The sequence below is a fragment of the Candidatus Palauibacter sp. genome (assembly GCF_965222475.1).
Taxonomy (GTDB): domain Bacteria; phylum Gemmatimonadota; class Gemmatimonadetes; order Palauibacterales; family Palauibacteraceae; genus Palauibacter.
The window spans coordinates 255,685-267,923 of record NZ_CBDCUB010000007.1; the positions used below are offsets into that span (position 1 = coordinate 255,685).

A 12,239-nucleotide genomic window follows, 5' to 3' on the forward strand; every position below is an offset into this window, starting at 1 on the left:
TACCCTCCCCGTGACAGGACGAACGCTCTGGCTGCAAGCTACGCAGAGGCACAGACGCCTCCAAGACGTGGCGACAGCTCTCGGGGGAGCACGAATGGCTCGCAACCGGCGGTTTCAGCGTCTCACGATCTGCACAGCTCTGCTCGCGTTCGGGTGCGGGGACGCGGGAGTCCCGGAGTCTTCGGCTCCCGTCCCGCTGGACGAACTGACCCTCGGGGCGTGGGCGCCGCCCCTCATGCTCACGAACGACCGATTCCTCCCGTCGCCCCGGGCGCGGGTCGCCGGGCACACCTTCTCCGGCACCATCACTCTGGTGGGCGCGGAGATGCGGACGGACCCCGCCGAACTCGACGCACGCCGCGTCATGGGCCGTGACACAAAGCGCTTCCCGGATGTCTCCCTCGGGTTCGTCTCGGATGGTTCGGATCTCGTCCCGTGGGACCGCGACCTGATCGTCGCCGGCACGCGCACCGAGGCGGGCGGCTACTGGGACGTCCTCGTCGGCCCCGGCACGGTGTGGTCGGAGCCGGGCGAAGACTGGTCACGCGGGGCGTTCCCTCTCCAGCTCGCGAGTTCGGTGGAGAACGAGACGTACAACGGCGTCGCGACCTTCGCCTTCAACGACCGCGAGGTGTCGGGCGTCCGCTTCCAGACCGTGACCCAGGGGAGGCCCTACTTCCTCGTCCAGCGGCGTCTCATGTGGGGGCAACTGGCGGCGGCGTACGCACCGGGGCCGGCCCCCTCCGGCGTGGTCGCGGGATTCTCGGTGGAGAAGGCGATGCGGCCGCCCGTGCGGCCGATCTCCGACCTGCGCCCGCTCGTCGGCGACTCCGTGTTCGAGAGCATGCACGCGGGCATGAACCTGGAGAACATGGTCACCGCAGCCTTCCTCGTCGGTGACACGCTCTACGCGGCCGATTGTCCCACGCCGTTCGGCGAGCTTCCCTTCTGCCGGGAGCAGCGCTTCGGGATCTGGTCCGTCACCAAGTCCACCGGGAACACGGTGGCCGCGCTCCGGCTGGCGCAGCGCTACGGACGGGAGGTCCTCGACGAGCGCGTGGCCGATCACCTGAACGTCACGGCCGATCACGACGGCTGGGACGACGTCCGCTTCCGGGATGTCCTCAACATGGCCACCGGCGTCGGCGAGGGCTCGACCCGGACCGAGCCCAACAACACGGGCGACGGCTACCTCATCGGCTACGACGACTGGTACACGGCGATCTCGAGGGACGAACGCATCCGGCAGGTGTTCCGCGCCTCGAACCATCCCTGGGGACCGGGAGAGGTCGTCCGCTACCGCGACCAGGACGCGTTCCTCATCGGCGCGGCCATGGACGCGTACCTCAAGCATCGGGCCGGACCGGAGGCGGACCTGTGGCGGATGCTGGAGGAAGAGGTCTACCGGCCCATCGGCGTGCCGCACGCGCCGACCAATCGGCTCATCGAGGCGGATGGCTCGCTCACCCTGCCGCAGATGTCACAGGGCTACTACCCGACGGTGGACGACCTCGCCAGGATCGCGCGTCTCCTGCAGCGGGGCGGCGCACACGAAGGCGAACAACTCCTGCACCCGCAACTGACCGCCGAGGTCCTGTACCGGACGGACGCGCGCGGGATCACCTTCGGCCGGCCGGCCGAGACCGGCCAGCCCAGCTACTACCTGGCGCTCTGGCACCAGAACTACGTCGGCGAGGGCGGCTGCGTCGTCGACCTCACGCGCATGTCGGGCTGGGGCGGACACCGCGTCGTCCTCTTCCCCAATGGCATCGTCGGCATCCGGATCTCTAAGGTGACGGGACGGGAATCCTCACCTGTCGAGGGACTCGCCGCGGCGGCCGACCGTCTGGCCCCGTTCTGCTCCTGAGTTGTGCCTGAGTCAGGGGCCCGGATCGGCCGCGGCGTGGGACTTCTCCTCGAGGATCCCTGAGCCGTAGTACTCGCTGAGGACGCGCTTCAGGCGGTGGCGCTCGTCGTTCAGGCGGTATACCTGTCGTGCGGCTTCGGTGAAGCGGGGACCGAACTCGGCCGCCCGTTCGAGGGCACGAAGTTCGTCCTCGATGTCCCAGATCTGCCGGTTCACGTCTCCCAGGGCGGCGATGCGCTCCTTCACGCGGGAGGGGGCGGCGGCGAGCGGCCCGATCGTCCGTTCGCGGATGGCCTCGACGTTTTCCAACTCGGAGTTCACATTCGCGAGCTTCCGGCGATCGCGGATCCGGGCCCGTTTGAGCCGCAGGATCGTGATACGGTCGATGAGTTCGCCGACGGAGACGGGGATCTCGATATTCACGCTCCGAACATAAGCGACGGGGAGGGGGCGCGGTGAAGATTGGGCTCGTGGGCTTCGCGGGTTCCGGGAAGACGACGGTGTTCAACGCGATGACGGGGCTCGGCGTCCCGGTCGGGTTCGGCGGGGAGGTGCGGCTGGGGACGGTACGGGTGCCGGATCCGCGCGTCGACGCCCTGAGCGCCCACTATTCCCCCCGCAGGACGACGTACGCGGAGATGCGCTTCTGCGACATCCCGGGCGAGTACGGTGCCGCGAAGAAGGGACTCTCCCCGCGCACGCTGCAGCAGATCCGCGAGCAGGAGGCGCTGTGCCTGGTGCTGCGGGACTTCGAGAACCCGGCGCTGGCGGTGCCGCCCGACCCTGCCGGTGCGCTCGAGGCGTTCGGGACGGAGTGTCTCCTCGCGGACCTCGACATCGTCGAGCGACGGCTGGACCGGGCGCGGAAGGAGGGCGCGGACCCGGTCGAGATCGCGGCCTTCGAGCGGGCGAGGGACACGCTCGAGCGCGAGCAGCCCCTCCGGAACGTCCCCCGCGCCGAACTGGACCGCGGGCCGTTCCGCGGATACGGACTCCTGACCGACCGACCACTGCTCGTGCTGCTCAACCGGAGCGAGGACCGGGCCGGGGAGACGCTTCCGCCCGACCTCGCCGCCGGGGTCGACGCGATGGGCGCCGCCGGGCTGGCGCTCTCCGCCCCGGTGGAGGCGGAACTCGCCGACCTGGAGCCGGAGGACCGGGCCGCGTTCGTCGAGGCGCTCGGCCTGCGCGAGCCGGCCCTCGCCCGTTTTATCCGGACGGCGTACGGCCTGCTCGACCTGATCTCGTTCTTCACGGTCAGCTCGGCCGAGGTGCGAGCCTGGACGATCCGGAGCGGAACCCGGGCCCGGCGCGCCGCCGGCCGGATCCACTCCGATCTCGAGCGTGGGTTCATCCGCGCCGAGGTCATCCCCTACGAGACGTTCGCCGCTCACGGCTCCGAGCAGGCGGTGAAGGAGGCCGGCCTGCTACAGGTCGAGGGCAAGGACTACGTCGTCGCCGACGGCGACATCTTTTACGTCCGCTTCAACGTCTGACCCGGTCACCGTCTTGGACGGAGACGTTCCCGCGGGAACGCATGGCGGCTGTCCAAAACCGCGGGAGGGCTGCGGCCGGAGCGGTGCGGGGCGAGATCCCCGCATTGAGATCCGGTTGATACGCGCCCCGAAACTGGACCGAAGACTTCAGGCTCCTGTGCCCTCAACCCTGAGATTTCGGACGGAAGACCATGCTCCACGACACCCGCCGCCAGCCGCCCGGCGATCCGCTCGGTGACGAGATCGCCGAACTCTGCGCCCACCTCGACGCGGGCCAGTACCGGCTCCTTACCCTCCTCTACGTCTTCGACCGAGAGGAAGGCTGGGGCGGCTGGAAATCCTGCGCCCACTGGCTCTCCTGGCGCACCGGGATCAGCACCGGCCCCGCCCGGGAGCGGGCGCGTGGCGCGCCGCCTCGCCGAACTGCCTCTGACCGCGGCCGAGATGAAAGGTGGACGCCTCTCCTGGTCCAAGGTCCGGGCCCTCACGCGCGTGGCCACCGCCCGGAACGAGGCCCGGCTGGTCGACTTCGCCCTGCGCCACACGGCGAGCCAGGTGGAGCGTCTCGTGCGCGCGCAGCGGAGCGCCGAGGCGGCGCTGGCCGCCCTGGACGGCGAGCCGGAGATGGCGCACCGCCGCCACCTGTCCATCCAGGTGGACCACGACGGCATGTACCGGATCCGGGGCCGGATCCTGCCGGAGGTGGGCGCCCTCCTCATGCAGGCGCTGGACGCCGCCGGCGACGAACTCTACCGCCAGGAGCTGGAGGCCGAACGGGAGGCCGAGGCCGCCACCGAGACGGAGGCCGAGACGGAGCCCGCGTGGGAGCGGCCCCCCTCAGGCTGCCGCGGACCCCGGTGGAGCGGAACCACGACGCCCTCGATGCGTGGCTCGAGGAACGGACGGAGGCGAGGGTCCAGCTGGTCGTCCACACCGTGGCCGGGAACGCGGATGTTGTCGCCACCGAGGACGGCTCATGCGTTCCCGCGGGAACGTCCCGGCGCCTGTCCTGCGACGCGGAGGCGGTGCGGGTCGAGCGCGGACTGGACGGCTCCGTGCTCGACGTGGGCCGCCGGAGGAGGACGGTGAACTGGCGGCTGCGCAAGGCGCTGGACGTGCGCGACGGGGGCTGCCGCTTTCCCGGCTGCGGGTCACGCTACACGCAGGCCCACCACGCGATCCCGTGGGCCGAGGGGGGCGAGACGGCGCTCGACAACCTCATCCTGTTGTGCCGGTTCCACCACCGCACGGTGCACGAGGGCGGCTGGCGCGTGGAGATGGGGTCGGCGGGCGCGGCCCACTTCCGGGACCCGGAGGGACGACTCGTACCGGCGGTGCCCCCGACGCGGGCGGATGTGAAAACGCCGCCGAGAGCCGACGCCGGCCTCGGCCGCTGGCACAGGCAGACAGGGATCAACCCCTGGACCGCGACCGGCCAGTGGGAGGGGGATCGCCTGGATCTGGACTGGGCCCTCGGGGTTCTCTGGGGACAGTATGATCCCGCCCCGAACGACGGGGAGCGCGTCGCGGCCTGAGACCGAGACTGATCCCCCCGGCCGCCTATCCTTCCAGCAGCGTCTCGATGTGCGCGGCGGTCGCGAGCGCCGTGCCGCCCAGGTCGTAACCGCCCTCCAGCAGCGACACGAGGCGGCCCTCGCAGCAGGCGTCCGCGTAGTCCATGGCCATGCGCGTCATGCGCCGGAAGGCGGCGTCCGTGAGGGCGAAGCAGCCCAGGAGGTCGTCCTGCCGACTGTCGAAGCCTGCCGAGACGATTACGAAATCGGGGTCGACGGCGGCGACGGCCGGAGAGAGCGTGTCGTCCCAGCGGCGCAGCATATCGTCGTCCGTGGCGCCGCAGTCCAGGTGCACGTTGATGTTGAGCCCGCTCCCCTCGCCCTCCCCGGTGAGGGAGGGGTCACCGGTGCGTGGATAGGCGGCCCAGTCGTGCGCGGAGAAGAAGAGGACGGACGGGTCGTCGTAGAAGGCGTTCTGCGTCGCGTTCCCGTGGTGGTAGTCCCAGTCGATGACGAGCACCCGCTCGAACTCGTACGCCTGCTGCGCGTACTTCGCGGCGACGGCGGCGTTGCTGTAGTAGCAGAAGCCCTCCTCGGCGCCGGTGTTGTTCGCGTGATGGCCCGGGGGTCGGACCGCGCAGAACGCGTTCAGGACCTGGCCGGTGGCGACCGCGTCCACGCCGGCGAGCGCCCCCGATACGGCCAGTGCCGCGACGGGCCCCGTGACGTCGAGTTCCCGGATCGCCGCCACATGCTCCGGTGTGTGGTGCGCCTCGATGTGCGGCATCGCCTCGGCATCCGGAGCCAGCGCGACCGTGGCCTCGTCCAGACCCCGCGCCACGAGTTCTTCGCGGATGCGCACCAGCCGTTCGGGGATCTCGGGCGGGCGCCCCCCGTCCGGCCGGATCAGGACGTGATCCAGGTAGCGGGAATCCCACACGAGCCCCGTACCCGTCGCCCGGGGGCGGGCACCGCCCGGGCTCGCACACGACCAGGCCGAGGCGGGTAGCAGGCCGAGGCCGGCGAGGCCCAGCGCGGCGTCCGTGACGAATCTCCTCCGGGTACTCGTGAACTCTCTCGGCGTGCGCATGGCGGGACCCCCTTTCCTGAAACTAGACTAATCGCAGCCCGGCGAGGGTCGCGAGAGCCCCGGCGGGTCTTCCTCCAACCCCGAGGTTTCCATGGCCGCCCGGAACACGCGCTCGAACCCCTCGCTCCGGACCCTCTGGCTGCTGGGAGGCGTCACGGGAAGCATCGTCCTCTTCCACGGTTGCGGGGGAGAACCGGGAGAGTCCGAACCAGAGATGATGGCCGATCCCGGGAACCCCGCGAACGTGCAGATCGTCGCACGCCTCGCGGCCGGGGACGCGATCTTCGGGCTCTTCTCAGGAGACCACACGGCCGAGGCCGGGGCCGCCATGGCCGCGACCCGCCCGCTCGACTTCGTGTTCTACTCGCTGGAGTCCGGGCCCTTCGACATACCTGCGCTCGAGAGTTACGCCGCGGGCATGTCCGAAGCCTCGGGCCACCAGTCGCCGCACCCCATGCTGCTGAGGATCCCGCCGATCCGCGATGGTCACGACGAGGCGCGGGACCGCGCGGCCCAGGGGTTGGCCGCGGGCGTGGCCGGCATCGTCTATCCCCATGTCGAGACGCCGGAGGAAGCAGCGCTCGCCGTGGACGCTCTCGGCGACGCCGCGTGGCCGGGCAACCCTGACGGCCACCTGATCAGCCTGCTCCTGATCGAGGACCAGATCGGGATCGACAACGTGCGCGAGATCGTCTCGACCCCGGGCGTGAGCGCCGTCTCGCCCGGGCCCGGCGACCTCCGCCGCGTCTACGACGGAGACATGGAGAAGGTGGAGGAGGCGATCCAGATCGTGCTCGCGGCCTGTCTCGAGTTCGATGTACCGTGCGGGGTGACCGCGAACGCGGACGATGTCGGCATGCGGATCGAACAGGGGTTCCGTGTCATCATCGCCACCCAGCCTCAAGCGGTCGCCGCCGGGATGGCCGCCGCCGGCCGCTAGCCGACGGACCAACGTGACGTTTCCTGGAGGAAAAAGTATGAAGTCGCTCACCGTGATCGCCGCGCTCGTACTTCTGCCCGCGGGGGCGCTCGCGCAGGACAGCCCAGACGGGGGCGCTGACCGCTCCGAGCCCCAGCCCTCTCGCTGGGAGTCGAACCATTCCATCGTCGTGAACGGGGAGACCGTCGCCTACCAGGCGGTCGTGGGCAGCGTCATCCTCCGGGATGACGAGGAGAACGCGACGGGGGAACTCTTCTACACGGGATACTTCCGGACGAACGGCGGGGACCCCGCCACCCGTCCCATCATCTTCGCGTACAACGGGGGGCCGGGGTCCGCCTCGTTCTGGCTCCACATGGGGATCATGGGGCCGCGGCGCGTCGTCACGCCGAACGTCGGCCAGCAGGCGCCGCCCCCCTACCCGCTCGTCGACAACGGCTACACGCTGCTCGACATCGCGGACGTCGTGATGGTGGACCCGATCGGCACCGGCTTCAGCCGCCCCGCCGGCGACGCGGACGGAAGCAATTTCTGGGGGATGGATGAGGACGCATCCTCGCTGACGCAGTTCATCCGCCGCTTCCTGAGCGAGAACCACCGCTGGAACTCTCCGCGATACATCCTCGGCGAGAGCTACGGCACGACCCGGTCCGTGCTCCTGGCGCGGCACCTCCAGAACGCGAATATCGATCTGAACGGGATCGTACTCGTATCCGCCGTCATCGACTTCAACACGCTTCAGTTCCCGCCCGGATCCCACGTCGGGTTCATCACGACCGTGCCGTCCTTCGCGGTCGCGGCCGAGTACCACGACAGGCTCCCCGGCGGACGCCCCGACGACCTCGCGGCGTTCATGAAGGAGGTCGAGGCGTGGGCGTTGACCGACTACGCCCAGACGCTGCTCGCCGGCACTGCCGTCGATCACGCCCAGCGGGCCCGGGTGTTGCAGCAGATGCACGAGTACACGGGGCTCAGCCTCGAATACCTCGAGAAAGCCGACCTGCGTGTTTCCGCGCCGGAATTCGAGAAGGAGTTGCTCCGGGATGAGGGGCTCACGCTGGCCCGGCTCGACACCCGTTTCACCGGCCCGACGGGGGATCTGCTCGACACGACGCCCAACCACGACGCCCAGTCCTCGGCCATCAGTTCCGCCTACACCTCCCTCTTCAATACGTACGTGCGGGAGGAACTCGGCTATGACGGCGACCGGGAGTACTGGCCCAGCGGCATGACCCGGAACTGGAACTGGGAACGGGAAGGCGGTCGCCGGGGACCGTTCGGCGGCTCCGCGCTCAACGTGGGACCGGACCTCGCCCACGCGATCGAGCGCAATCCGCGCCTCGAGGTGCTGCTGGTCAACGGGATCTACGATTTCGCGACGCCGTACTTCCCCATCGTGTGGTCGCTGGAGCAACTCGGGCTGCCACCGGATCTGCGCAATAACATCAGCCGCGCGGACTTCGCCGCCGGACACATGATGTACGTGGAGGAGAGCCTGCTTCCCCAGTGGCGGGAGACGCTGGAAGCCTTCATCACCCGCACGGCCGGGGGTGGGCTGGTACCGTAGCCCACCGCCAGACTATCGGCGAACTACGAGGGTCCGGACGGGCGCGCTACCAGATCGTCTCGTAGCGGGAGGGGGCGAGGTCCCAGTCGCGCCCGTAGACGTGCAGGCGATGCGTCGGGCCATCCGGACCCACGAGCGGTCCCCCGGCATGGGTCCATGAGAGGAGACTCCCGCGCAGGTTGAGGACGCGCTGGCCCTCTTTCGTCAGCCGCTGCGCGTACACCGAACTGCGATGCCCGATGGTGCAGTACGCCACGACCGTCCGGTCCGCGTAGCGCGCCGGGTCCTGCTCGAATTCGTCGGAGGTGATGGAGCCGGGAATCCAGGAGATCTCCCGCTCGCGAACCTCCCGCGCGTCGACGAGCACGACGCTTCCGGCCTCGAGCAAACGCCCGACCTCCGCCACCGTCACCGTCTCCACATCGGGGAACTGCCGCTCCACGTCATCCGACATCTGCTCCACGCGTGCCAGCTTCCCCCCGTCCGAGAGCGGGGGCGGGTTGGCGCAACTCGCCGCCGTGAAGAGGGCGAGGGCCGGAGCCAGCGCCATGGTCTGTGTTCGTCGATGAGGTTCCATGGGTCTTCCCTCAGGCCGCGGCGGTGCGGGCCGCCGCGAGGCCGTTCGCCAGGGCTTCCACGAGCCGCGGCAGCGACGCCGCGGACGTGGCGCACAGCGCGATCCGGACGGCGCCCTCCATCGGGACCACGTACACCCCCGCGTCGCGCATGGTTGCCGCCGTCACCTCCGCGTCCGGTGTGAACACGGAGACGAAGAAACCGCCCTCGTAGCGCGGGTACGACAGCGCCGCGCGACCGGCCAGCTCGTTGAAGGCCGCGACTCGCCCATCGAGCAGCCGGGTCATCGCGGCGCGCTCCGCGTCTGCGCGCGCGCGCAACTCCGGATCCGTGAGAAGTTCGATGGCGGCGAGCAGCCCCAGATGGTTGCAGTTCGACCAGGTGGCCCGGCACGAGAATCCGAGCGCGTTCGACATTCTCCGGCGCTCGGCCGGGTCGCGGTGGAGAGCCACGAGGGCGCCGACGCGCGCGCCGTAGAGAGCGAACGACTTCGAGACCGTCCACCCCACGAGCACGGTCGCCGACTCCATCATCCGCGGGACGTACTCGATCCAGCGGTTGGACGCCTCGTCGCCGAACTTCGCGTAGGCGTGATCGAGCAGGAACACGACGGTGCCCCGTCGTCCCGCCTCGCGCACGATGTCGGCCACCGCCTCCCATTCCGCCTCATCGAGCGAGTATCCGGTGGGGTTGTTGCAGGGGAAATTGAACAGGACGAGCGCCCGCCCCTGCCGGTCGATCTGGCCTTCGAGAGCAGTCCTGAACGCCTCGACGTCGAGACGGACTGCGGAGTCGAACATGTTGAACGTCTCGACCCTGCGCCCCGCGTGCGTCGAGATCGTGTGGTACGGTCCCCAGTAGTAGCTCGGCGCGAGCGCCGACTGTCCGGGCTCGAGGAAGTTGAGGATCGCGTGATGGATCGCCCCGGTGCTCCCCGGCGTGGCGACCGCTATCGCCTGCTCGGCCAGGCCGGAGTCCTCGCAGAGGTCGGAGATCACCGCCTGCAGGTAGGCGGGATCGCCGGAGATCGGCGCGTACCCCGCGGCGAGCGCGTGCGGCACGCGCCCCATTGCCTCGGCCACCGAGGGCATGACCGCGAGGGTGCCGTCATCGTTCATCAGCGCCCCGAGCGTCGAGTTGAGGATCGACTCGCCCGCCGCCGCCCGGCGCACCGCTTCTCCATGCAGCGCGAAGATGGGGTCGTTCCCCTCGCGTGCCGCCGCCTCCGGAATCAGGCTCCCTGGAATCGTCGTCATCCTCCGTTATCGCACCTTGTTCGAGTAGTTGCCGTGGACGCTGAACCGGGCAATGGCGCCTTCGTCGCGGTGGAAGATGTACGCCTCTCCCGGTTCTCCGTCATCCCGCACGCGGCGGAAGATATCGCCGCTCTCGTGCCGGAGCGTGGACATGGCTTCGAGCGGATCGTTCGTGGGGACGCCGAGCGCCGCGAGATCGTCGTCCCACCGCAGGATGACCGTCTCCCCCCACGTGGACTCGTACCGCCCTTCGTACTCGGCGAGGGACGCGGGACGCGAAGATCCGCCGCCGGGATCCGCCTCGATCTCCTCCAGCGCCTTGCCCACGATCGCCCGCATCTTCGACCACACGTCGCCGGGGCTCGCCAGCGCATTCATCATCACGACGCCCGCCAGCTTCTTCGCCGGGATGAGCTGGAAGGTCGAACGGAAGCCCGGGCAACTCCCGCCGTGGCCCACCGTGCGCTCCCCGTCGCGCCGCGAGACCGCGAAGCCGAGCCCCCACATCGTGTCGAAGTCCGGATCCACCCAGTGCACGCGGTGCATCTCGCGCAGCGTGTTCACGTCGAGGATCTCCGTCCCGCCGTTCTCGAGCAGGCGAAACTGCCACGAGGCGAGCCGCGCCAGATCCTCGACGGTGGAGGCGAAACCCGCCGCGGGCGCCATGCCGAGCGCCTGGAAGAAGGGGGCCTCGTCCCGCGCGCCGTCCCGCGCAAGCCGCGCGTGCCCCGTCGCGTAGCGGCCGCCTCTGTGTTCGGCCGGGATGTCCGTGTAGGTGTCCGACATGCCCAGCGGGTCGAGGATCCGGCTCCGGACATAGTCGTCGTAGGCCATCCCCGAACTCTGCTCGACCAGTTGCCCCGCCAGGGCCATGCCCAGATTCGAGTACTGGAAGTAGCGTCTGCCCGGATACAGCGTCTCCTGTCCCGAGAGTCCCTCGATGATCTCGTCCCGGGTCGGGAAGGGGTGGTCCGGACCCGTCCAGTAGGGGTGCGCCGACTCGCGCGGGAGCCCGGAGGAATGGGTGAGGATCCCCTCCAGGCTCACGCCGGGGGCGTCGGGATACGCCTGCTCGAGGTCGTACCACGCGAGGTGGACGGAGACCGGGTCGTCCAGATCCAGTTTGCCCTCGTCGCGCTGCTGCATCACGCCGATCGAGGTGAAGAGCTTCGAGATCGAGCACACCGAATACATCGTCGAGGGCGTGGCCGCGACCTGCGTCTCGGGGTGCGCGTAGCCGAAGCCCCGGGCCCACACCAGATCCTGGTCGTGCACGAGCGCGACGGACACGCCGGGGATCTTCTCGTAGGCCATCTTCGCGTCGAGCCACGCCTCGAAGAGGTCGACCGCCTGCTCGAAGCGGGGATCGCGCGCGGGATCGCCGTTCCCCTGCGCGCAGCCGGACGCGGGGGCGAGGAGGAGGGCGAGAAACACCGAGGTGACGCCGCGGCGCCACGGGCAGCTTCGGGACTGGCGGGACATGGGAACGTCTCCTTGAAGGCGGAGGGAAGGATCTCGGGCAGCCTCCGGGATCTCAAGGTGCCGGAACCGGACGGGACCGGGCAAGCTTCGAGGCACCGGCCCGGGGCTCGGTTGCCGGGGCCTCGGGCGTCGAAGCCTCTGGCGCGACAGCGGGGGGCTCGCCACCCTTCGGCATGTGCTTCCACCCCTGTGAAAGGACCGAGACATGCGGAGACTCGTCCTGGCCGCCGCCCTCGCGCCGGGCCTGGCCGGAATGCTCGCCATCGGAGACGCGACCCCGGTGAGCGCGCAGGATTCGCAACTCCTCGCCGTGGGCGAGATGGCGCCGGACTTCGCGCTCCCGGGCGCGACACGGTACGGCGCCCTGGAGGATCCGATCCAGCTCAGCGACTACCGAGGGGAGACGGTCGTCCTGGCCTTCTTCTTCCGGGTCAGAACGCGTGGCTGAACG

Annotated in this window: 11 protein-coding genes and 2 pseudogenes; 8 read left to right on the plus strand and 5 right to left on the minus strand. The window is 69.9% G+C overall.

The genetic code is table 11. The features are described from left to right. Positions 1 to 94: 94 nt before the first annotated feature. Positions 95 to 1,867 (plus strand): serine hydrolase, encoded by a 1,773-nt coding sequence (locus ACOQPP_RS13070; protein ID WP_419166064.1) that lies wholly within the window; start codon positions 95 to 97, stop codon positions 1,865 to 1,867. 12 nt (positions 1,868 to 1,879) lie between these two features. On the opposite strand, the gene ACOQPP_RS13075 is transcribed toward ACOQPP_RS13070, so the two are convergent. Beyond that, positions 1,880 to 2,290 (minus strand): DUF6165 family protein, encoded by a 411-nt coding sequence (locus ACOQPP_RS13075; RefSeq protein ID WP_419166063.1) that lies wholly within the window; start codon positions 2,288 to 2,290, stop codon positions 1,880 to 1,882. A gap of 32 nt (positions 2,291 to 2,322) precedes the next feature. On the opposite strand from ACOQPP_RS13075, the gene ACOQPP_RS13080 reads away from it, so the two are divergent. The 4 genes and pseudogenes from ACOQPP_RS13080 to ACOQPP_RS13095 all read left to right on the plus strand — a co-directional run bounded on the left by ACOQPP_RS13080 (position 2,323) and on the right by ACOQPP_RS13095 (position 4,898). After that, on the plus strand, positions 2,323 to 3,363 hold the full coding sequence (locus tag ACOQPP_RS13080; RefSeq protein ID WP_419166062.1) for a DUF933 domain-containing protein: 1,041 nt from the start codon (positions 2,323 to 2,325) through the stop codon (positions 3,361 to 3,363). Positions 3,364 to 3,765: 402 nt separating this feature from the next. Continuing rightward, positions 3,766 to 4,101 (plus strand): annotated as a pseudogene (locus ACOQPP_RS13085) (DUF222 domain-containing protein); the annotation flags it as partial. A 119-nt stretch (positions 4,102 to 4,220) separates the two neighbouring features. Beyond that, positions 4,221 to 4,427, plus strand: a pseudogene (locus ACOQPP_RS13090) (hypothetical protein); the annotation flags it as partial. Between the two features lie 21 nt (positions 4,428 to 4,448). Continuing rightward, the gene (locus ACOQPP_RS13095; protein ID WP_419166170.1) at positions 4,449 to 4,898 is read left to right on the plus strand and encodes an HNH endonuclease signature motif containing protein; all 450 of its coding nucleotides are present in this window, start codon (positions 4,449 to 4,451) and stop codon (positions 4,896 to 4,898) included. Positions 4,899 to 4,923: 25 nt separating this feature from the next. On the opposite strand, the gene ACOQPP_RS13100 is transcribed toward ACOQPP_RS13095, so the two are convergent. Then, positions 4,924 to 5,967, minus strand: a complete 1,044-nt coding sequence (locus ACOQPP_RS13100; protein WP_419166061.1) for a histone deacetylase — start codon at positions 5,965 to 5,967, stop codon at positions 4,924 to 4,926. A 91-nt stretch (positions 5,968 to 6,058) separates the two neighbouring features. On the opposite strand from ACOQPP_RS13100, the gene ACOQPP_RS13105 reads away from it, so the two are divergent. Together ACOQPP_RS13105 and ACOQPP_RS13110 are read left to right on the plus strand one after the other, a co-directional pair. Further along, the gene (locus ACOQPP_RS13105; protein WP_419166060.1) at positions 6,059 to 6,907 is read left to right on the plus strand and encodes an aldolase/citrate lyase family protein; all 849 of its coding nucleotides are present in this window, start codon (positions 6,059 to 6,061) and stop codon (positions 6,905 to 6,907) included. 37 nt (positions 6,908 to 6,944) lie between these two features. Then, positions 6,945 to 8,474 carry a S10 family peptidase gene (locus ACOQPP_RS13110; protein WP_419166059.1) on the plus strand — a complete coding sequence of 510 codons (1,530 nt, stop codon included), beginning with the start codon at positions 6,945 to 6,947 and terminating at the stop codon, positions 8,472 to 8,474. A 46-nt stretch (positions 8,475 to 8,520) separates the two neighbouring features. On the opposite strand, the gene ACOQPP_RS13115 is transcribed toward ACOQPP_RS13110, so the two are convergent. The 3 genes from ACOQPP_RS13115 to ACOQPP_RS13125 are packed head-to-tail and all read right to left on the minus strand — an operon-like array spanning position 8,521 to position 11,788. Continuing rightward, complete coding sequence (locus ACOQPP_RS13115; protein ID WP_419166058.1) at positions 8,521 to 9,051, minus strand: rhodanese-like domain-containing protein; 531 nt, start codon at positions 9,049 to 9,051, stop codon at positions 8,521 to 8,523. A 10-nt stretch (positions 9,052 to 9,061) separates the two neighbouring features. Then, positions 9,062 to 10,306: a pyridoxal phosphate-dependent aminotransferase gene (locus ACOQPP_RS13120; protein WP_419166057.1), complete on the minus strand. Its 1,245-nt coding sequence runs from the start codon at positions 10,304 to 10,306 to the stop codon at positions 9,062 to 9,064. Between the two features lie 6 nt (positions 10,307 to 10,312). Continuing rightward, complete coding sequence (locus tag ACOQPP_RS13125) at positions 10,313 to 11,788, minus strand: serine hydrolase (protein WP_419166056.1); 1,476 nt, start codon at positions 11,786 to 11,788, stop codon at positions 10,313 to 10,315. A gap of 205 nt (positions 11,789 to 11,993) precedes the next feature. On the opposite strand from ACOQPP_RS13125, the gene ACOQPP_RS13130 reads away from it, so the two are divergent. Continuing rightward, complete coding sequence (locus tag ACOQPP_RS13130) at positions 11,994 to 12,236, plus strand: hypothetical protein (protein WP_419166055.1); 243 nt, start codon at positions 11,994 to 11,996, stop codon at positions 12,234 to 12,236. The last annotated feature ends 3 nt before the right edge of the window (positions 12,237 to 12,239 follow it).